This is a genomic window from Streptomyces sp. NPDC059080 (genome assembly GCF_042739975.1).
In the GTDB taxonomy this organism is placed as follows: domain Bacteria; phylum Actinomycetota; class Actinomycetes; order Streptomycetales; family Streptomycetaceae; genus Streptomyces; species Streptomyces benahoarensis.
The window spans coordinates 111,173-130,995 of record NZ_JBHYGX010000006.1 but is presented as its reverse complement, the minus strand read 5'-3'; the positions used below and the strand labels follow the sequence as shown (position 1 = coordinate 130,995).

Annotated in this window: 16 protein-coding genes; 9 read left to right on the top strand and 7 right to left on the bottom strand. The window is 72.0% G+C overall.

Annotated elements, in window-relative coordinates:
• Window positions 1-2: 2 nt before the first annotated feature.
• Window positions 3-782 (bottom strand): IclR family transcriptional regulator, encoded by a 780-nt coding sequence (locus ACFWWQ_RS06880; protein WP_384591296.1) that lies wholly within the window; start codon window positions 780-782, stop codon window positions 3-5.
• Window positions 779-1,975, bottom strand: a complete 1,197-nt coding sequence (locus tag ACFWWQ_RS06875; protein ID WP_384591645.1) for a sugar kinase — start codon at window positions 1,973-1,975, stop codon at window positions 779-781. Before ACFWWQ_RS06875 ends, ACFWWQ_RS06880 begins: the two co-directional genes overlap by 4 nt.
• Before the next feature lie 420 nt (window positions 1,976-2,395).
• Here ACFWWQ_RS06875 and ACFWWQ_RS06870 point away from each other — a divergent pair, with 420 nt between their 5' ends.
• Window positions 2,396-3,730, top strand: a complete 1,335-nt coding sequence (locus ACFWWQ_RS06870) for an alanine racemase (RefSeq protein WP_384591293.1) — start codon at window positions 2,396-2,398, stop codon at window positions 3,728-3,730.
• 190 nt (window positions 3,731-3,920) lie between these two features.
• Window positions 3,921-5,552 carry an amidohydrolase family protein gene (locus tag ACFWWQ_RS06865; RefSeq protein ID WP_384591291.1) on the top strand — a complete coding sequence of 544 codons (1,632 nt, stop codon included), beginning with the start codon at window positions 3,921-3,923 and terminating at the stop codon, window positions 5,550-5,552.
• On the opposite strand, the gene ACFWWQ_RS06860 is transcribed toward ACFWWQ_RS06865, so the two are convergent.
• Window positions 5,527-5,799 carry a DUF397 domain-containing protein gene (locus ACFWWQ_RS06860; protein WP_384591288.1) on the bottom strand — a complete coding sequence of 91 codons (273 nt, stop codon included), beginning with the start codon at window positions 5,797-5,799 and terminating at the stop codon, window positions 5,527-5,529. The two genes, ACFWWQ_RS06865 and ACFWWQ_RS06860, sit on opposite strands and share 26 nt — an antisense overlap.
• A gap of 1 nt (window position 5,800) precedes the next feature.
• A complete protein-coding gene (locus ACFWWQ_RS06855; protein WP_384591285.1) occupies window positions 5,801-6,655 on the bottom strand; it encodes a helix-turn-helix transcriptional regulator in 855 nt (284 codons plus the stop codon).
• A 109-nt stretch (window positions 6,656-6,764) separates the two neighbouring features.
• On the opposite strand from ACFWWQ_RS06855, the gene ACFWWQ_RS06850 reads away from it, so the two are divergent.
• Window positions 6,765-7,001, top strand: a complete 237-nt coding sequence (locus ACFWWQ_RS06850; protein WP_384591281.1) for a hypothetical protein — start codon at window positions 6,765-6,767, stop codon at window positions 6,999-7,001.
• Window positions 7,002-7,173: 172 nt separating this feature from the next.
• On the opposite strand, the gene ACFWWQ_RS06845 is transcribed toward ACFWWQ_RS06850, so the two are convergent.
• Window positions 7,174-9,654 carry a P-loop NTPase fold protein gene (locus ACFWWQ_RS06845; RefSeq protein WP_384591279.1) on the bottom strand — a complete coding sequence of 827 codons (2,481 nt, stop codon included), beginning with the start codon at window positions 9,652-9,654 and terminating at the stop codon, window positions 7,174-7,176.
• Between the two features lie 254 nt (window positions 9,655-9,908).
• Here ACFWWQ_RS06845 and ACFWWQ_RS06840 point away from each other — a divergent pair, with 254 nt between their 5' ends.
• From ACFWWQ_RS06840 to ACFWWQ_RS06820, 5 genes are all read left to right on the top strand, one after another.
• Entirely contained in the window at window positions 9,909-11,117 is a 1,209-nt protein-coding gene (locus tag ACFWWQ_RS06840) for a pyridoxal phosphate-dependent aminotransferase (RefSeq protein ID WP_384591275.1), read from the top strand.
• A gap of 126 nt (window positions 11,118-11,243) precedes the next feature.
• Window positions 11,244-11,513 carry a hypothetical protein gene (locus tag ACFWWQ_RS06835; RefSeq protein ID WP_384591272.1) on the top strand — a complete coding sequence of 90 codons (270 nt, stop codon included), beginning with the start codon at window positions 11,244-11,246 and terminating at the stop codon, window positions 11,511-11,513.
• Window positions 11,506-12,135, top strand: a complete 630-nt coding sequence (locus tag ACFWWQ_RS06830; RefSeq protein WP_384591269.1) for a DUF6879 family protein — start codon at window positions 11,506-11,508, stop codon at window positions 12,133-12,135. The genes ACFWWQ_RS06835 and ACFWWQ_RS06830 overlap by 8 nt, the downstream gene beginning before the upstream one ends.
• An 18-nt stretch (window positions 12,136-12,153) precedes the next feature.
• Window positions 12,154-14,568, top strand: coding sequence for an ATP-binding protein (locus tag ACFWWQ_RS06825; RefSeq protein ID WP_384591266.1), 2,415 nt, complete (start codon window positions 12,154-12,156; stop codon window positions 14,566-14,568).
• A 129-nt stretch (window positions 14,569-14,697) separates the two neighbouring features.
• Window positions 14,698-15,126: a hypothetical protein gene (locus ACFWWQ_RS06820; RefSeq protein ID WP_384591263.1), complete on the top strand. Its 429-nt coding sequence runs from the start codon at window positions 14,698-14,700 to the stop codon at window positions 15,124-15,126.
• Window positions 15,127-15,295: 169 nt separating this feature from the next.
• On the opposite strand, the gene ACFWWQ_RS06815 is transcribed toward ACFWWQ_RS06820, so the two are convergent.
• Window positions 15,296-17,116, bottom strand: coding sequence for a phosphoenolpyruvate carboxykinase (GTP) (locus tag ACFWWQ_RS06815; protein ID WP_384591260.1), 1,821 nt, complete (start codon window positions 17,114-17,116; stop codon window positions 15,296-15,298).
• 421 nt (window positions 17,117-17,537) lie between these two features.
• Here ACFWWQ_RS06815 and ACFWWQ_RS06810 point away from each other — a divergent pair, with 421 nt between their 5' ends.
• Window positions 17,538-18,290, top strand: coding sequence for a hemolysin III family protein (locus ACFWWQ_RS06810; RefSeq protein WP_384591257.1), 753 nt, complete (start codon window positions 17,538-17,540; stop codon window positions 18,288-18,290).
• Window positions 18,291-18,379: 89 nt separating this feature from the next.
• Here ACFWWQ_RS06810 and ACFWWQ_RS06805 read toward each other — a convergent pair whose 3' ends face one another.
• Window positions 18,380-19,756: an amidase gene (locus tag ACFWWQ_RS06805; RefSeq protein WP_384591254.1), complete on the bottom strand. Its 1,377-nt coding sequence runs from the start codon at window positions 19,754-19,756 to the stop codon at window positions 18,380-18,382.
• Window positions 19,757-19,823: the final 67 nt, after the last annotated feature.

Sequence of the window (19,823 nt, the reverse complement as noted above, 5' to 3'; positions counted from 1 at the left end):
GTTCAGGCTTCCTGTGCGGGTCCGGCGGAGGGCCGGGGGACTGCTGTTCCGGAGTACTCCCGGCTGATGGCGTCGGCGGTGCGGCGCAGCAGCGGGAGGAGGGTGAGGAGTTCGTCGGCGGTGACGACGACGTTCGGTGCGGAGACCGACATCGCGGCGACCACCCGGCCGTCGGCGCCGCGGATCGGGGCGCCGATGCAGTTGATGGACTCCTCGTGGCCGCCGAGGTCGGTGGCCCAGCCCTGTTCGCGGACCTTGGCCAGTTCGGCCAGGAAAGCCGCGGCGTTCGGCGTCGAACGGGACGTGTAGAGGGGGTAGTCGAGCTTCTCCGCGACGGCGCGGCGCTCGGGTTCGGACAGGTCGGAGAGGAGCAGTTTGGCGACGGCGGCGACGGTGATCGCGACGGGCTTGCCGATCCGCGAGTACATCCGCACCGGGTAGCGGCTCTCGACCTTGTCGATGTAGAGGACCTCGTTCTCCTCGTAGACGGCGAGGTGGACGGTGTGTCCGCAACTCTCGTTGAGGGCGACGAGGTGGGGGTGGGCGATATCGCGGACGTCCAGGTTCTCGACGGCCTGCTGGGCGAGGGCGAAGAGGCGGGCGCCGAGGCGGTAGCGCTGGTCGGGCTGGCGGTAGACGATGCCGTGCTCGTGCAGGGTGCGCAGCAGCCGCAGCGCGGTCGACTTGTGGACGCCGAGGCGGACCGCGACCTGTTCGAGGTTGGCCGGGCCCTCGGCCAGCAGCGGAAGGATGCTCAGTGCGCGGTCTACTGTCTGGCTCATGTCTGGGGGGCCTCCACCCGTGCGTCGTGCATCCCCGTCGTCCAGCCGGGGCCGAGTCGCAGTCTCCCCCAGTCGTCGGCGGGAAGGGCGACGAGGCGGTCGGCGAGGGCGCGTGGCGGGGGTACGGCGAGGTCGCCGGGGACGGTGAGCGCGGCGGCGGCCGTCAGGTGCCCGTGCCGGATCCGGTCGAAGACCGGCAGCCCGCGCAGGGTCCCTGACAGAAAACCGGCGGCGAAGGCGTCACCCGCACCGACGGAGGCGATGACGTCGACGGTGAGGGCGGGGGCGTAGGTGAGGGTGTCGGGGGCGGGCGTGGCGGAGGCGGGCGTGTAGGAGACGGGCCTGTCGGAGGCGGGCGTGGCGCCACCGGGGTGCGCGGCGGGCGTGTCCGCGAGGGCGGCGGGCGCGGCGGCGCCAGGGTGCGCGGCGGGCGCGGTCGCCCCGGCGCCGGCGGCGTCCCCGGCCTCCCCACCGTCCCTGCCGTCCCCGTCCTCCCGGTGGAGCACCGTGACCCCCTCCGCCCCCTGCTTGACGACGAGAACGCCCGGTTCGGGTAGCGCCGCGCGGATCGCCTCGGGTCCGTGCAGATCCCAGGCGGCCGCGGCCTCGTCCTCCCCGACAAAGACCACATCGGCGCCGCGGGCCAGGTCGAGGAGGGTTTCCGGGCCCTGCGGGCGGCCCTGCCACAGCCCGACGCGGTAGTTGACGTCGAAGGAGACGAGGGGGCGGCCCGGGGTGCGGCGTGTGAGGGTACGCAGCACGTCGAGGCAGCTGTCGGAGAGGGCCGCGGTGATGCCGGTGAGGTGCAGCACCCGGGCCCCGGCGAGGGCGGCGGGCCCCGGGGAGCCGGGGGTCATGGCAGAGGCGGCGGAACCGGCGCGGTAGTAGACGACCTCGGCGGTGCCGGGCGCCTCGCCGTCGGCCCCCGTGGCCCGCTCCCCCGCCGTACGGAAGTAGACGCCGGTCGGGCGGTGCGGGTCGCGGGCGACGTGGCCGGTGTCGACGCCGTGCGCGGCGATGGCGGCGACGAGGTGGTCGCCGAAGCCGTCGGCGCCGACCCGGGAGACCCAGCGGACGCGGTGTCCGGCGGCGGCCAGGACGCAGGCGACGTTGGACTCGGCGCCACCGATGGCGCGGTCGAAGGACGGCACATCGGCGAGGCGCCCGGGGCGGGACGGCAGGAAGGTGACCATGGACTCGCCGAGGCAGACGACGTCGGTGCCGCCCGCCGGGAGCCCGGCGCCGCGCTCGGCGGCGGCACCGTCCTGGCCTGCGGTGCCGCCGGCGTGCGAGAGCCTGGTCACGAGGGTGGTGTTCCTTAGCTGTGCCATGCGGGGAAGCCGTGGCTGTGCCGTGCGGGGAAGCCGTGGCCGCGGTCGGGGACCCGGCCGCGCCGGTGCCGGTGATGGCTCGGATGTTAGACAGCATTAAGCGATATACGCAATGGATGTTGCAGCTAATGCAACGCACACACCCTTGGGGGTGCCCCGCCACGGCCCGGCCCCCACCCGGCCCCCCGGCCACCCGGCCGCACCGCGCATACTTCGCCCTGCACCGACCCAGCACGCCGCGGCGCAGCCCGCGCCCCGGCGTCCTTCCCTGAGGAGGCCCCCATGGCCGACGACCGGCTCACCGACGACCGGCCCGCCACGGACCCGCACACCCCGGCCCTCGCGTCGGCGGCAACCCGGGCCTTGGCGGACGAACGCGTCGACCACCGCTTCAAGGCGCTCCCCCCGGACGCCGAGGGCCGCACCGTCGGTGAACTGGCCGCCGAACGTCGCAACCTCTTCGACGGCGGCTTCACCACCCCCGTCCTCGCCCTCTCGGCCGAGTCCGTCACCCACAACCTCGCGCTGATGGAGACGTACGCGCTCCGCCACGGCCTGGCCTTCGCCCCGCACGGCAAGACCTGCATGGCCCCGCAGCTCTTCGTCCGCCAGCTGGAACACGGCGCCTGGGGCATCACCGCCGCCGTCCCCCACCAGGCCCGCGTCTACCGCGCCCACGGCATCGCGCGGATCTTCCTGGCCAACGAACTCGTCGACCCCGCCGCCCTCCGCTGGCTCGCCGCCGAACTGGACGCCGACCCGGAGTTCCGCTTCGTCTGCTACGTCGACTCCGTGCGCGGCGTCGAGCTGATGGACGCCGCCCTGCGCGAGGCCGGGGCCCGCCGCCCCCTCGACGTCGTCATCGAACTGGGTGCGGGCGAGGGCGCCCGCACCGGCGCCCGCACCGACGCCGACTGCCGCGAGGTGGCCGCCGCCGTCGCCGCGACCGCCACCCTGCGCCTGGTCGGCTTCGCCGGTTACGAGGGCGAGGTCCCCGACGCCGACCACGCCAAGGTCACCTCCTGGCTGCGCCGCCTGGTGGCGCTCACCGGCGCGTTCGACGCCGAGGGCCGCTTCGCCGGGGTGGACGAGATCATCGTCAGCGCGGGCGGCAGCGCCTGGTTCGACGCGGTCGCCGAGGTCTTCGAGGAGATCCCCGAGCTGTCCGCCCCGGTCCTGAAGCTGCTGCGCTCGGGCGCGTACGTCTCGCACGACGACGGCCACTACCGCCACCTCACCCCGTTCAACCGCGTCCCCGAAGAGGGCGCCCTCCAGCCCGCGTTCCGCCTCTGGGCGCAGGTCATCTCCCGCCCCACCCCGCACCAGGCGTTCGCCAACGCCGGGAAGCGCGACGCCGCCTACGACCTCCACCTTCCGCAGGCCCAGGTGGTCCGCTCCGCCCGCGACGGCGCCGAGCGCCCCGCCACCGGCGTCACCGTCACCGGCCTGTCCGACCAGCACGCCTGGCTGGCCACCGAGTCCGCCGACGCCCTGGAGGTCGGCGACTGGGTCGGCATGGGCCTCTCCCACCCCTGTACCTCCTTCGACAAGTGGCAGCTGATCCCGCTGGTCGAGGCGGACGGCACGGTCGTGGACTTCATCCGGACGTTCTTCTAGGAGGCGGCGGGGCCGGGCGTGAGCGCTTCGTTCAGGGAGGCTTCCTGAACGAAGCGCTCCCCGCCCGGCCCCTCTCTCCTCCCGGCCCCCACCCGACCGGCGCACCACCCGGGACACCGGCCGCACGCTCGACCGCAAGGCCGAAGTACCGAGAAGTACCGAAAGGCAGCAGTACCGAAAGGCAGCCCTCATGGACACCGTGTTCCGCGACGTACGCGTCATCGACGGATCGGGCGGCCTGTCTTACCGCGCCGATGTCGCCCTGGACGGCGGCCGGATCGCCGTCCTGCACTGCGAGGGCGACGGCGGCCCGCGCCCGTCCGCCCGCCACACGGTCTCCGCCGACGGCCTCGCCCTCGCCCCCGGCTTCATCGACATGCATGCCCACAGCGATCTCGCGCTGCTCCGCGACCCGGCGCACGAGGCGAAGGCGGCCCAGGGCGTCACCCTCGAAGTCCTCGGCCAGGACGGCCTGTCGTACGCGCCCGTCGACGACCGCACCCTCGCGGAGGTCCGCGCCCAGATCACCGGCTGGAACGGCGGTGGCCCCGGAGACGATGCCATCGACTTCTCCTGGCGCTCCGTCGGCGGCTACCTCGACCGCCTCGACCATGGCTTCGACGGCGCCGGCATCGCCCTCAACGCCGCCTACCTCATCCCGCAGGGCACCGTCCGGATGCTCGCCATGGGCGGGGACGACCGCCCCGCCACCCCCGACGAGCTGACCCGCATGAAGCAACTCGTCGCCGAGGGCCTGCAACAGGGCGCCGTCGGCCTCTCCTCCGGCCTCACCTACACCCCCGGCATGTACGCGTCCGATGCCGAACTGACCGAACTGTGCCGCGTCGTGGCGGAATACGACGGCTACTACTGCCCGCACCACCGCTCCTACGGCGCCGGGGCCCTCCAGGCGTACGAGGAAATGATCGCCCTCACCCGCGAGGCGGGCTGCGCCCTCCACCTCGCCCACACCACCATGAACTTCGGCGTCAACAAGGACCGCGCCCCCGAGCTGCTGGCCCTCCTGGACGCGGCACTCGACGGCGGCGCCGACATCTCCCTCGACACGTACCCGTACACCCCCGGCTGCACGACGCTCGTCGCGATGCTGCCGAGCTGGGCGAGCGAGGGCGGGCCGGACGCGATCCTCGCCCGCCTCCGGGACGAGGAGAGCGCCGCCCGTATCCGTCACACCATGGAGGTCGAGGGCGCCGACGGCTGCCACGGCGTGCCGATCGAGTGGGGCACCATCGAGATCTCCGGGACGACGGATCCGGCGCTCGCCGCCTACGTCGGCCGGACCGTCGCGGACAGCGCCGCCGCGCGCGGCGAGGAACCGTGGACCGTCGCCCGTCGCCTGCTCGTCGCGGACCGCCTCGGCCCGACGATCCTCCAGCACGTCGGCCACGAGGAGAACGTCCGCCGCATCATGCGCCACCGCGTCCACACCGGCGGCTCCGACGGCATCCTCCAGGGCGCCAAACCGCACCCCCGCGCCTACGGAACGTTCCCCCACTACCTGGGCCGCTACGTCCGCGAGCTGGGCGTCCTCTCCCTGGAGGAGTGCGTCGCCCACCTCACGTCCCGGCCCGCCGCCCGCCTGCGCCTGCCCGACCGGGGCCTGATCCGCGAGGGCTACCGCGCCGACCTCGTCCTCTTCGACCCGGAAACGGTCGCCGCGGGCTCCACCTTCGACGCCCCGCGCACCCTGCCCACCGGCATCCCGCACGTCCTCATCGACGGCCAGTTCGTCATCGAGAACGGCCACCGGACGGAGGTCCTGGCGGGCCGCTCGGTCAGGCGCGCAACGCCCCGCCCTTGACCGCCGAAACGAAGCTGCCCCAGGCACCGGACCCGAAGACCAACGTGGCACGGGTCCGGTCCTTGGTGTCGCGAACGGGGACGATGCCGGGGAGGTCGTCGGCGACCTCGATGCAGTCCCCGCCATCACCATTGGTGTAGGTGCTGGTGCGCCAGCGGGCTGCGCCGAGGAAGCCTTCGCCGATTTCGACGCAGTCGCCGCCGGAGCCGTTGCTGTAACTGCTGGTGCGCCACTCGGCGGTGCTCAAGTCAATCCGCGCGCTTGCCATTTCGGTAGTCCTCCGCCGTCGCCTCGATCATCTCCAGGGACGCCTCCAGTGGCAGTGCGGCGGCCCTGAGCAGATCGTACGACCTGCGGTACTCCTCCACGAGCGCCGGATCGTCAATGGTCACACCACTGTGCAGCGACTCCGTGTAGACGAGCGGCGGGGCGTCGGGGAACGTCATGAGCTTGGCCGTGCCGAGCATGAAAGGGTGCGGCCCCCGGTTGCGCGGAAGGATCTGTGGAGCGATCCGGTGCCGACGCGCAAGCGCGGCGATGTGCTCAAGCTGCTCGGCCATCTCCGCCGGAGGCAGGATGGGCTCACGCAGCAACGACTCGTGCAGGACCACCCAGTACATCGGCGTCTTGTGGTCGTCCTCGAAGAGACGGGCTCGCGCCATCCGCCCGTTGGTCTTCTCCTCCACCTCCTCGGCGGGCGCCAGCGGATGCGTCGCCCGCACAACCGCCCGTGCGTACGCGGCGGTTTGCAGCAGCCCGGGGAAGACGCTGGGACACCACTCCTCGATGGTCTTCGCGTGGGTCTCCGCCTCCAGTACGCGAGTGAAATAGCTGGCATGGCCATTGCGGGCCGCCTTCCGCACGTCCTCGCACCGCCGCTTGAAGAAGCCATCCGTGCCGAGCACGCGGTCCACATGGGCGGCCAAGTCCATCGGCATCCGCCGCTGCCCCCGCTCGATCTCGCTCAGATAGCTCACGGAGTAGTAGCAGTCCTTGACCACGTCCTTGAGGGTCAGGCCCGCCTCCTCCCGCTTCCAGCGCAGCTCGGAACCGTAGAAGGCGGGGACACTTTCCGAACCGTCAACATCCTTGCGTGCAGGCATTTTTCACCGCTCCACGGTCTTCGTACCGAAAGGGAAGGGCCTTCCACGGTACGCCGGTCCGCGTCACGCTGTGAGCGGATCGTCACCGAACGCACAGGAAGCCGACACCATGCCGCACGCCTACCACTACCCGCACCACGACGACATCGACGACTGCGTCGAGGAACTGCGCGCCGCGCTCGCCGCGCACGGCATCACGCTCCCCTCTCTCGGCATCGACCTGCCGTCGTACGCGGGGAGTTGCACCGCCCCGCTGATCGCCCTCGGCAACTGCAACACCGCCACCGTCCGCCGCCTTTCCGCCGCCCTCCACCAGGCCGTTTCCGGTACGGGTACGGCGCGATGACGGAGCGGCGGGACGGGGAACGTGCCCCGAAGGAGCCGCCTTCCGGGCCCGAGGAGACCCGGCGGGAAGAGTTGGCCGAGGAGGTCCGGCGGCTCAACAGATGGTCGTCAGGAGGGGGCGGGCGCCGCTGAAACGCGCGCCCCGTACGCCTCGATGCGCGGGGCCGCCTGCCTCACTCTGCGTGACAGTCACCCCCGGCTCGCCGCCGCCGTACCGCCAGCGCCTCCTCGACCCAGTCGAGCAGCACCCACAGATCGCCGGTCACGCCGAGCGACCCGACCTCGTCGGCCCGGCGCGCGCTCTCCGGGGTGACCCGTCCGGTCAGGAAGCCGACCGGGCCGTCGTACAGCCCCTCGTCCCGCAGGCGCCGGACGAGGGCGAAGCCGCCGTCCGGATCGCCGCCCAGGGAGCAGCCGGAGAGGACCAGGTCCACCCGGCGGTCGGCGACCCGGGTCAGCACCTCCGCCTCGGTGGCCACGACCCGCACGTCCACGCCCGGCCGCCGCACCCGCGCGACCAGCGACGACAACGTCTCGGGGGCGTCGTCCAGCCACAGGACGGCGAGATCCGCATCGGACCCGCCGTCCGACCGCTGCTCCGGAAGGGGCTCCGACGGCCGCAGCCCCGGGGCAGGCGCCTCGGCCAGCTCCTCCGCGACCTCCCGCACCATCGCCCGCAGCTCCTCCTCCTGGTTGGTGATGCGCGCACCCAACGACGCGGCGCGGTCCTCCCGTTCGGGGCTCTGCCGGATCGTGTAGAAGATCACCGGGCCCTCGTACAGCGGCCTGCTCCGGAAGCGCTCGACCATCACGAACCCGGAGCTGTGGTCACGGCCGCGGCTGATGTCCGAGATCAGCAGATCGGGCATACGCTCCCGCAGCGCGCCGACCGCCTCCCGGGTCGACGTCACATGCCGCACCCGCACCCCCATGTTCAGCAGCATCTCCATCACCTCGCCCTTGCGGTCGGGCTGGTCGTCCACCCAGAGCACATCGAGCCGCACCGGCAGGGGCTGCCTGTACTGGGCGCGCAGGTGGCTCACGTCCATCCAGGCGGCGTCGCCCAGCCTGATCGACGCGGGATCGAAGGAACCCGCCACGATGGATTCCCTCACCCTGACCGGCCCGCCGGGGAAACCGGCCCTGACGGAACCGTCGTCCCGCTCCGGACCCGCCGACGGCTCCGGGGAGGCATCCCGCTCCGGTGCAGCGCCCGGCAGGCTGCCGCCCGGCGGAGACGTCATCGCCCAGGCGAGCGGCGACCCGTCCGCGTCGAGCCCGTCGCGCATCCCGCCCAGGACCTCCCGCAGCGGCTCCCAAGCGGCCGACATCCGGGAGGGGCCGTCCCCGGAGAGCGCCGGCCCCTCGCGCAACCGCAGCAGCAGCCGTGCCGCGTCGTCCAGACCGACCAGCTCGTCGATCAGCGAGACGAAACCGGAATTGAGCACCAACTCCGGGAATTCCCTCGGCAGTTGGCGCTCCAGCAGGGCCAGCGTCTCCGGCCCGAGCGCGTCAGGTCCCTCCGGCAGCACCAGGTCATAGCGGCCGACGAAATCCGCCGCCTGCGCCACCTCCCCCTCGGCGACCGACCCGCGCGGCGCCAGCAGCGTCCGCCGCACCTCCCGGTACGTCCGGAACTCCGCGACCACATCGCCGTCCACCGTCCCCGACGGGCCGGTCATCATCCGGTAGAAGTCCGGATAGAAGTACTGGAGCAGCAGCGTGCGCAGCACCGCGTCCGGGCCGAAGTCGCGCCAGACCGGATTCAGCGTCGCTTCCAGCACCAAGCCGTTGACCAGGCGTTTGATGCGCCGCGGGTTGCGCGCGCTGCGCTGTGCCAGCAGTTCCACCAGCGTGTCGTCCAGCAGCGGCTCGACGCCCGCGGTCCGGGCGCACCAGCGGATGTACTCCTCGACGCCGCGGCCGTCCGGCGCCGGAATCCGGTAGCTCGTCTGAAAAATTTTCTCCATGAACGCCGACCCGGCGGGCGACAGATCGCGCAGCAGCCCGTTCGGCCCCATCGCGGAGCGGTCGCAGCCGACGACGAAGGCGAGCCCCGGCACGTCCAGATAGACCTTCACCGCCTCGCAGACCGCGAGCACCGTCTCCTCCGAGCATCGGTCCAGGTCATCGATGAACACGACCAGCATCCGCCGCAGCTCACCGGCGCTCTGCGCCCACTCCCCGACCAGCTCGCCGATGGCCGTCCGCATCTCGTTCCTGGCCTGCGAATTGACGGACAGGTTCTTCCACAGCTCGTCCACCAGACCGGCGACGCCCAGCGGGCCCGCGGCGACCGTCGTCACGGCGCGCACCACCCGCAGCAGCGCCCGCTGCTCGGAGGCGCGCGCCAGCCCGCGCCGCAGCACCCGCCGGTCGAACCGCATCAGGACTGACTTGATCAGCCCCTCCAGCGCGTCCGCGCCGGTCGACGTCCAGGCGTTGTACCAGACGGTGTGCACCTCGGGCTGCGCCGTCAGCTCCGCGTCGACAAGCCGCATCAGGCTGCTCTTGCCCATCCCCCACCCGGCGTCCACCGCGAGGGTGAACGGCGTCGCGGGGCGCGAGGCGACCAGCAGCCCCGCCAACCGCCGCGCCGCCGCCTGCGCCCCGAGCAGATCCCCGCCCGCCTCGGTCACGGGCTCATCGCTCAACAACGAGAACGGTGTACTCCCCGCGCCCCCGCTGTCCCCGCTGCCGCCGCCGTGCCGCCCTGCCATCCGACCCCCGCGTCCCCGCCCCGGTCCGGCGAACGCGCCCCTGGCCGGGCGCCGCCCGCCGACGAACGCCCGGAGCGTACCGCCGCTCCACCGCGCCCCGCAGCCGATCCGTCCGCCCGCTCCCCCACCGGCCCAACGTGGGCAAAAACACCGCGCCGAGCCCCCTGAGCGCCCGTAAGGTGGCGGACATGCAGGTCATCCAGTCAACGAAGCTCGCCAACGTCTGCTACGAAATCCGCGGCCCGGTGCTGGAGGAGGCGATGCGGCTGGAAGCGGCAGGCCACCGCATCCTCAAGCTCAACACCGGCAACCCCGCGGCGTTCGGCTTCGAGTGCCCGCCGGAGATCCTGGAGGACATCCTCCGCTCCGTCGGCACCGCCCACGGCTACGGCGACGCCAAGGGCCTGCTCTCCGCCCGCCGCGCGGTCATGCAGCACTATCAGACCAAGGGCGTCGAGGTCTCCGTCGACGACATCTACCTCGGCAACGGCGTCTCCGAGCTGATCCAGATGTCCATGCAGGCGCTCCTCGACGACGGCGACGAGGTCCTCGTCCCCGCACCGGACTACCCGCTGTGGACGGCGTCCGTCTCCCTCTCCGGCGGCACCGCGGTCCACTACCGCTGCGACGAGCAGGCCGACTGGATGCCGGACCTCGCCGACATCGAATCCAAGATCACCGACCGCACCAAGGCGATCGTCGTGATCAACCCGAACAACCCCACCGGCGCGGTCTACGACGACGCGCTCCTGAAGGGCATCGCCGAGATCGCCCGCCGCCACCACCTCATCGTCTGCGCCGACGAGATCTACGACAAGATCCTCTACGACGGCGTCACCCACACCCCGTTCGCTGCCCTCGCCCCCGACCTGCTGACGCTCACCTTCAACGGCCTGTCGAAGGCGTACCGCGTCGCCGGCTACCGCAGCGGCTGGATGGCGGTCTGTGGCCCGAAGGCCCACGCCACGTCGTACATCGAGGGCCTGACGATCCTCGCCAACATGCGCCTGTGCGCCAACATGCCGGCCCAGCACGCCGTAGCCACTGCCCTGGGCGGCCGCCAGTCCATCAACGACCTGGTCCTCCCCGGCGGCCGCCTCCTCGAACAACGCGACACCGCCTACGAGCTGCTGACCCAGATCCCCGGCGTCACCTGCGTCAAGCCGAAGGGCGCCCTCTACGCCTTCCCCCGCCTGGACCCCAAGATCTACAAGATCACCGACGACCGCGAACTCGTCCTCGACCTCCTCCGCGCCGAAAAAATCATGATCGTCCACGGCACCGGCTTCAATCACCCGACGCCGGATCATTTCCGCCTTGTCACTCTGCCCAATAAGGATGATCTGACGGAGGCGGTGACGCGGATCGGGGCGTTTTTGGAGGGGTACGGGAAGTAGGCGCCGCGGGGCGGGGATGGCCCACCACCCGCATGGCCGGTGGTGGCCGAATCGCCCGCTCCCCGCGCCCCTCGCGTCCGGTATCGTCCGCAGGACCGTGCACGCCATCGGAATCTGGAGGTCACCATGGCCCGCGCCTGGGAAGCCGACCCGTCAGCGTTATTCACCAAACGACTGGGGAAATCGGCAGCGGAACTCGGTAATTCCAAGGACGAAGATGACTGCCCGGACATCTGGCAGCTGAGCAATGGCGATGTGGCCGTCATAGGTCGCGATCTCAGCGACCAGTACGGCTCGCGCCTGCCGGAAGGCGTACGCCTCGGCCCCGACGAGCGCGTGGTCGTCATCCCGGGAAACATGCTCAGCGCAGCGAAGGCGGATATCCCCGATGCTTGACCTCTGCATCCCCGTTCCACCGCTCCCCGGCGCATCGGGTGTGCGGCTCACGCGTCCTGAATACCATCGTGAATTCCGGGAGCACCGGAAGGAAATCCGCGGCAGTAATTCCTGGAAACTCGAACGGCTGCAGCACTTCGAGGAGACGAACGACGAAAGCCGCGACGCCCTGCGCAACGGGGACTGGCCGGAAGTCCTGCGCCTGTTCGAAGCCGAGCGTGACGCCACGCGTCAGGCAGCCCGGGAGCAGGAATTGCGGGGCGCACTCCTCCATCGCATCCGGGTCGTGGAGGAACCGCTGACACCGTATGTGCAGTGGGAATTGCACTGGTTGCATATGCGTGCGCAGTGCGGCCACCCCGTCCGCGTACTGCCCGCTGCCGCGATCGCCCCGGCCGAGACCGACGGGCTCCTTCCCGAGCTGACACTACCCGGCGACCGCGTACTTTTCCGGGTTCTCTACACCGAAAGCGGGAAGCCCGACGGAGCGATCCGCTTCACCGACCCCCACCTCGTACAGGGATGGGCGGCGTATGTGGAGAAGCTGTACGCGGCGGCCGAGAGCATGCAGACGTATTTCGACCGTGTGGTGGCCCCGCTGGCTCCGCCGCCGGCGGCATGACCGGATATCACGATCGCCGTGCCGGATACCGATATGCCGGATGACCACGGCAACGAGCACTGCGGGGACTCGCGGAACGACGTCTCCGGAGCGACCCACGACGTCGTTCAGGCCGGGAGCATCGCCGGAGGTGTGCACTTCCACCAGGCGCCCCCGGCCGCGTCACACCGCCCCGGTCCTCGTCAACTACCGTCCGACATCCGCACCTTCGTGAACCGCACCGCGGAGCTGGGGCAGCTGAACGCTGTGCTGGCAGGCCGGGACGGCAGCGACGTCGTCATCTCCGTGCAGGTCGTGGCCGGTACCGCAGGTGCCGGCAAGACCTCTCTGGTGCTGCACTGGGCCCACCAGGTCAAGGACCGCTTCCCCGACGGCCAGCTCTTCGTCAACCTTCGCGGCTACGATCCCGGCCAGCCGGTCACAGCGGACCAGGCCCTGCAACGGTTTCTGCGGGCCCTCGGCGTGGCGGCGGGCGATCTGCCGCAGGACACCGATGACGCGGCTGCCCTGTACCGCTCGCTGCTCGCCGACCGACGGGTGCTGATCGTGCTGGACAACGCCGCGACGGTCAGCCAGGTCCGGCCGCTCCTGCCCGGCAGCGGAAACAGCCTCGTCGTGGTCACCAGCCGCAACCGCCTGGCCGGCCTGGCCGTACGCGACGGTGCCCGCCGGATCACCCTCGGCACGCTCCCGGAACCGGAGGCCGTCGCCCTGCTGCACGCGGTCACGAAGGACTACCGGCCCGAGTACGACGAGGACAAACTCGCGGAGCTGGCCCGCTACTGTGCCCGTCTGCCCCTGGCCCTGCGGATCGCCGCCGAACGGGCCGCCAGCCACCCGTATCTGCGGCTCGACGATCTCATCAGCGATCTGCGGGACGAGTCCGCGCTCTGGGACACCCTCAGCACCGGCATCGACGAGGAAGCCGAGGCCGTCCGCTCGGTCTTCGCCTGGTCCTACCGCGCCCTGTCCACGCACTCGGCGCGCCTCTTCCGGCTCCTCGGGCTGCACCCCGGAGCGGAGTTCGGCCTCGCCGCCGCAGCCGCGCTCGGCGACCTCCCGCACCACCGGGCCCGCCAGTTGCTCGACGACCTCGTCGGGACCCACCTGCTGGAGCAGACCGCCCCGGACCGCTTCCAGTTCCACGACCTGCTGCGCGCCTACGCGACCGACCTGGTGCAGACCGAGGAATCTCCCGCACACCGGGACGCGGCGCTACGGCGGCTCATGAGCTGGTACCTGCACACGGCCGACGCCGCGCAGACCTGGCTCGCGCCGTCCGCGGAGCACCTGACCCTGCCGGAGCCGCCGCCGGGCGTACGGCCGCTCACCTTCGCCGACTACCACGCGGCCGTCGACTGGTCCGAGCAGGAACACCCGTCCTTCCTTCCGGTGGTGCGCAGCGCCGCACGCAACGGGCTGACACAGCTCACATGGCTGTTGGCCGCCGTCATGTGGTCCGCGCGGCCCCCCTCCTCGTCGGAGCGCGACTGGCTGGAGCTGGGGCGCATCGGCAGGGAAGCCGCGGTGGAACGCAACGACCCGGCGGCGCGGATGCAGCTCCTCCTCAACACGGGCATCGCGTACCGGGCGCTGAACAACTTCCCGGAGGGTCTGGAAGCCCTGGGCGAAGCAGCCGATCTCGCGCGGGGGCTGGGGAGTGGGCACGACGAGGCCCGAGCCCTCAACCTCATCGGCCTGATCCACCTCCGGCAGCGCGAACTCGGCCTGGCCGAGGCCCATTTCGGCCGGGCACTCTCCGTCTTCCGGGCCGTGGCGGACCGCCGGCTGATCGCCGTCGCACTGTCCAATGTCGCTGGCGCCCGCCTCAGCGCGGGCCGCCTTCCGGAAGCCGCCGCAGCCGTCGGTGAGGCGTTGCATGCCCACCGCGCTCAGGGCAACCGGAGCAGCGCGGGCAATGCCCTGCGCCTCACGGCCGCGCTGTGCCTGGAACAGGAGGATGTCGGCGCGGCCCGGCAGGCCATCGACGAGGCACTCGACATCGCCCTCGCCCTCCGTGACCACACGCTGGAGGGGTACTGGCTCCTCACCCTCGGCGACGTCCAGCGCGCCGAGGGGCAATACGGCGAGGCTCTGGCGTCCTACCAACGATCCGCCATGCTCCACCGCCGGCTCGGCGACCGCAGCCGCGAGGCCCTGGCCTGGCGCGGCACCGGCCAGGCGTACGCCGCGATGGGCCGCTCCACGGAAGCCGCGGACTTCCACCGGCAGGCCCTGTCCGTCCACCGCGCCCTCGGGGACTCCTGGCAGCTTGCCGTGGAACTCGACCTCGTGGCCGCCGCCGTCCGCCAGGAGGACCCGTGCGCCGCCCGCGCCCACCGGTCCGAAGCCCTGTCCCACCTGTCCGGGTACGCCGATCCCCGGGCCACGGCCTTCCGTTCGCGCCTGGAGGATCTGTCCGGCGGCGGGTGAGCCGGAGCGGAGGCGGGACCCCACTGGCGGTACGCGCTCCCGTTGCCGCGCGAGGGCCTCACACCCACCCCCACTTTAGACTCTGTCTAAGCTAAGATAGTTTCCTGGACACATTCAGGAGGCCATCCCATGTACGAACCGATCCGTTCCAAGTCGGTCCACACCATGGCCGCCGCCGGGGAGTTTCCCCACCGTTCGCGGGCGGAGGAACTGGATATCCGCCTCGCCGGGCACCTGACCGCACTGCTGACGGTCACCGATGAGCTGCGGGCGCTGACGACCGGGGCGGACGGGGAAGCGCTGACGGCGGCGGCCGAGCGGATCGCCGGGCAGGTGGCGCGGCTGCGTGGTGGGCGGTATCCGCTGCGGGCCGAGCCGACCGGTGGGGATCCGGCTCGGGTGCGGGCCCTGCACCAGCGGGCATACACCCTGGCCGGGCATGCGCTGACCGTCGCCACCTCGCGGAGCGACGCGGCGGCCACCGCCCTCGCCGCCGATCGCCGCGCCGCCCACGAGGCACCCGCCACCCCGGCGCTCCCGGACCTCGCCACGGCATAGCCGGTGACGTAGGGGGACGGGGAAACCGACGGACCCAGGCACAGGCACAGGCACAGGCACAGGCACCCCACACAAACCCAGGCACCCCACACAAACCGAGGGACCCCGCACCACAGGTGCGAGGTCCCTCGGTCCCTTCCACGCGCGCCACCAGGTGGCGCCGCCCGTGTCAGCCCAGTCGCTGCACCAGCGCCCGGTACTCGTCCCACAGCTCCTTCGGCGTGTGGTCGCCGAAGGTGTTGAGGTGCTCGGGGATCAGGGACGCCTCTTCGCGCCAGACGTCCTTGTCGACGGTGAGGAGGAAGTCGAGGTCGTCGTCGGAGAGGTCGAGGCCGTCGGTGTCCAGGGCGTTCTTCGTCGGGAGGATGCCGATGGGGGTCTCAACGCCCTCGGCCTTGCCGTCCAGGCGCTCGACGATCCACTTCAGGACGCGGCTGTTCTCGCCGAAGCCCGGCCACACGAAGCGGCCCTTGTCGTCCTTGCGGAACCAGTTGACGTAGTAGATCTTCGGCAGCTTGGCGGCGTCCGCGGACGCGCCGACCTTGACCCAGTGGCCCATGTAGTCGCCCATGTTGTAGCCGCAGAACGGCAGCATGGCGAACGGGTCGCGGCGCAGCTCGCCGACCTTGCCCTCGGCGGCGGCGGTCTTCTCGGAGGCGACGTTCGCGCCGAGGAAGACGCCGTGCTGCCAGGTCAGCGACTCGGTGACGAGCGGGACGGCGCTGGCGCGGCGACCGCCGAAGAGGATCGCGGAGATCGGCACGCCCTTGGGGTCCTCCCACTCGGGCGCGATGATCGGGCACTGGCCGGCGGGGACGGTGAAGCGGGCGTTGGGGTGGGCCGCCGGGGTCTCGGACTCCGGGGTCCAGTCGTTGCCGCGCCAGTCGGTGAGGTGCGCGGGCAGCTCCTCGGTCATGCCCTCCCACCACACGTCGCCGTCGTCGGTGAGTGCGACGTTGGTGAAGACGGAGTTGCCCCACATCGTCTTCATGGCGTTGGCGTTGGTGTGCTCACCGGTGCCGGGCGCGACGCCGAAGAATCCGGCCTCGGGGTTGATCGCGTACAGGCGGCCGTCCTCGCCGAAGCGCATCCAGGCGATGTCGTCGCCGATGGTCTCGACCGTCCAGCCCGGGATGGTCGGCTCCAGCATCGCGAGGTTGGTCTTGCCGCAGGCCGACGGGAACGCCGCCGCGACGTACTTCGCCTCACCCTGCGGCGGCGTGAGCTTGAGGATCAGCATGTGCTCGGCGAGCCAGCCCTCGTCGCGCGCCATGACGGAGGCGATGCGCAGCGCGTAGCACTTCTTGCCGAGGAGCGCGTTGCCGCCGTAGCCGGAGCCGTACGACCAGATCTCGCGGTCCTCGGGGAAGTGCGAGATGTACTTGGTGGTGTTGCAGGGCCACGGCACGTCCGCCTCACCTTCGGCGAGCGGGGCGCCCAGGGTGTGGACGGCCTTGACGAAGAAGCCGTCGTCGCCCAGCTCGTCCAGGACGGCCTGGCCCATGCGCGTCATGGTGCGCATCGAGACGGCGACGTACGCGGAGTCGGTGATCTCGACGCCGATCGCGGAGAGCGGCGAGCCGAGCGGGCCCATGCAGAAGGGGACGACGTACATCGTCCGGCCGCGCATCGAGCCGCGGAAGATGCCCTGCTCACCGGTGAAGATCTCCCGCATCTCGGCGGGGTCCTTCCAGTGGTTGGTCGGGCCGGCGTCCTCCTCCTTGGCGGAACAGATGAAGGTGCGGTCCTCGACGCGCGCGACGTCGCGGGGGTCCGACGCGGCGTAGTACGAGTGGGGGCGCTTGACGGGGTCGAGCTTGGTGAACGTGCCCTTGTCGACGAGCTCTTCGCACAGACTCTGGTACTCCGCCTCCGAGCCGTCGCACCAGACGACCCGGTCGGGCTGGGTGAGGGCGGCGATCTCGTCGACCCAGGCGATGAGCTCCTGGTGACGGGTCTGGGTGGTGGGAGCCGCGTTGTCGCGCGCCACGATCGCTCCTAGATGAGGGTGTGGACGGATTGCCGACGGGCCGGGCCGGAGGCTGCCGGTTCGGTCCGGGAAATCCGCTTCTTTGGTTGGTGCCCCTTGGGGGCTGCGACCCGGACGCTTCGTGACCGCTCATCCGGTGCCGACCGCACTCATTTGATCATCCGACCCCGACGGGCTTCTGTCCAGGGGGCCGCGTGGTGACCGTCACCACTCGCACCCGTACGTACACCCGCGGCCAAAAGCCCTCGTCAAGCGCGTGCCAAGCGAGCGTCAAGCGCCCGCGGGGAAGGCCGGGCGCCCGCGTCCCCGGCGCCCCCGTCCCTCACCCGACCGCCCCGGCACTCGTGCATCCGGGTCCGCCGTCGCCCGCCCGGCGGCCGCCAGACCGGAAACTTACGGTGCCGTAGATAGCATGTCCGGCATGACTTCCGCGCCCGATGCCGCAGCGAGCCAGCCCCCCTCCGCGCCCGCGGCGGCCGAAGCGGTCCCACCGGCCGGAGCGGCCCCCGCCGCCGCGGCCGACCCGGCGGCGACCGCCCCGCTCAAGCCCCGGCTGCGGGGCTGGCTGCACGCCGGGATGTTCCCGGCCGTCCTGCTGTCCGGCGTCTTCCTCACGGCGCTCGCCGACAGCACCCGCGGCCGCGTGGCCTGCGGCGTCTACACGCTCACCGCCTGCCTGCTGTTCGGCGTGAGCGCGCTCTACCACCGCGGCAACTGGGGCCCGCGCGCCGGTGGTGTGCTGCGACGGCTGGATCACGCCAACATCTTTCTGATCATCGCCGGTACGTACACGCCGCTGACGATGCTGCTCGTGCCGGGCAGCCGCGGGCAGATCCTGCTGTGGGCGGTGTGGGGGGCGGCGCTCGCCGGGATCGCCTTCCGGGTGTTCTGGGTCGGCGCGCCGCGCTGGCTCTACACCCCCTGCTACATCGCGATGGGCTGGGCCGCCGTCTTCTTCCTCCCCGACTTCCTGCGCACCGGCGGCATCGCCGTCCTCGTCCTGGTGATCGTCGGCGGCCTCCTCTACAGCGTCGGCGGCGTGATCTACGGCATCAAGCGCCCCAACCCGTCCCCCCGCTGGTTCGGCTTCCACGAGGTCTTCCACTCCTTCACGCTGGCGGCGTTCGTGGTGCACTACGTCGGCATCTCCCTGGTCGCCTACTCGCACGGCTGACACCGGTGACCACCGCCCGCGCGGTACTTCCCCGCCAAGGAGTGACGGCCGCCCCCGGCGTCATGCCCACGCCGGGGTGAACGGGTCACCTACCTGGGACGGGCCGAGGCCGGGGCTCCCGCTCCCGCCGCCCCCAGCGCCTCCTCCACACCCGCCGACCAGGCGAGCACCGCCGGATCGGAACCGTACGGACCCACCAGCTGGAGGCCCAGCGGCAGGCCGTTCGCGGCGTACCCGGCGGGCAGGCTCACGGACGGCAGACCGGCGTTGCTCCACGGCAGGCACATCACCGACGTACCGGTGGAGCCGAGGCCGAAGGGGGCCGGGCCAGTGGCCGCGGGGGTGATCCACAGGTCGGCGCCGGCGGCCACCCGCGCCGCATCCAGCCGGTCGCGGAACTCGGCCCGGCGGGCGCGCGCCTGCTCGTAGGCGGTGTCCGTGACGGCGTGGCCCTCGTGCAGGGCGTTCGCGGTCTGCTCCCGGTAGAGGTCACCGAAGCGCGCGTACCACTCCGTGTGCGCGCGGGCGACCTCGTAGCGGTTCATGGTGAACAGCTGGGTGACGACCTCCTCGAAGTCCTCCATCACCGGCACCTCGACGACGGTGTACCCGGCGCGGCGCAGCACCTCCCGCTGGGCCCGGAGGGCGGCCAGCGCCTCGTCGTCCGCGCGGCGCAGATACGGGCCGGCCGGCACGCCCAGCACCGGCGGTGGTCCGGGCGCCGTGCCCGTATCGGCCGGCCAGGCGTCGCACAGCACCGAGGCGGCCAGCGTGACGCCCGCGACGTCCTGCGCGTACCAGCCGACCGTGTCGAAGCTGACGGCGTTGGGGATCACCCCGGCGGTCGGGACGCGGTCGAAGCTCGGCTTGAAGCCGACGATGCCGCAGTACGCGGCCGGGCGGATCATCGAGCCGACGGTCTGGGTGCCGAGGGCCAGCGGCACCATGCCCGCCGCGACGGCCGCCGCCGAGCCGCTGCTCGAACCGCCCGGCGTATGCGCGACATGGTGCGGGTTACGCGTCGGCCCCGGCGCGGTGACCGCGAACTCCGCCGTCACCGTCTTCCCCGCGATCAGCGCGCCCGCCGCGACCAGCCGGTCCACAACGGCGGCCTGCGGCCCGGCGAGCACCCCCGGCGGCAGCACCGAACCGGCGCGGGTGGGCAGCCCGTCGACCCGGATGATGTCCTTCACCCCGACCGTCACGCCGTACAGCGGCGGCTTGGCGGGCCGGCCGGCCGGGTCCGGGGCGCCCGCCGTCGCGCTGTCCCACGCCGCGACGGCGCGCTCCGCCTCGTCCAGCAGCCGGGCCCGCCGGTCCGGTTCCGGCACGAAGGCGAGAACGTGCGGGTCGACGGCGTCGATACGGTCGCAGGTGCGCCGCGCCGCCGCCACGGGGTCGTCCGCACCGGACCGCAGCGCCGCGGCCTCCCGGACGAGTGATCGATGCCGGAGCAAGCTGTCCACGGCGGCAGGCTACAACCGCGGGAGGCAGGGCGGGGCGGAAGCCCGAAGGGACATATGCCGCGGCGCC

Bases quoted from the DNA above. Each gene is read 5' to 3' on its own strand.
- ACFWWQ_RS06880 (WP_384591296.1), bottom strand. From the start codon at position 782: ATGAGCCAGACAGTAGACCGCGCACTGAGCATCCTTCCGCTGCTGGCC.
- ACFWWQ_RS06875 (WP_384591645.1), bottom strand. From the start codon at position 1,975: ATGGTCACCTTCCTGCCGTCCCGCCCCGGGCGCCTCGCCGATGTGCCG.
- ACFWWQ_RS06870 (WP_384591293.1), top strand. From the start codon at position 2,396: ATGGCCGACGACCGGCTCACCGACGACCGGCCCGCCACGGACCCGCAC.
- ACFWWQ_RS06865 (WP_384591291.1), top strand. From the start codon at position 3,921: ATGGACACCGTGTTCCGCGACGTACGCGTCATCGACGGATCGGGCGGC.
- ACFWWQ_RS06855 (WP_384591285.1), bottom strand. From the start codon at position 6,655: ATGCCTGCACGCAAGGATGTTGACGGTTCGGAAAGTGTCCCCGCCTTC.
- ACFWWQ_RS06850 (WP_384591281.1), top strand. From the start codon at position 6,765: ATGCCGCACGCCTACCACTACCCGCACCACGACGACATCGACGACTGC.
- ACFWWQ_RS06840 (WP_384591275.1), top strand. From the start codon at position 9,909: ATGCAGGTCATCCAGTCAACGAAGCTCGCCAACGTCTGCTACGAAATC.
- ACFWWQ_RS06835 (WP_384591272.1), top strand. From the start codon at position 11,244: ATGGCCCGCGCCTGGGAAGCCGACCCGTCAGCGTTATTCACCAAACGA.
- ACFWWQ_RS06830 (WP_384591269.1), top strand. From the start codon at position 11,506: ATGCTTGACCTCTGCATCCCCGTTCCACCGCTCCCCGGCGCATCGGGT.
- ACFWWQ_RS06820 (WP_384591263.1), top strand. From the start codon at position 14,698: ATGTACGAACCGATCCGTTCCAAGTCGGTCCACACCATGGCCGCCGCC.
- ACFWWQ_RS06810 (WP_384591257.1), top strand. From the start codon at position 17,538: ATGACTTCCGCGCCCGATGCCGCAGCGAGCCAGCCCCCCTCCGCGCCC.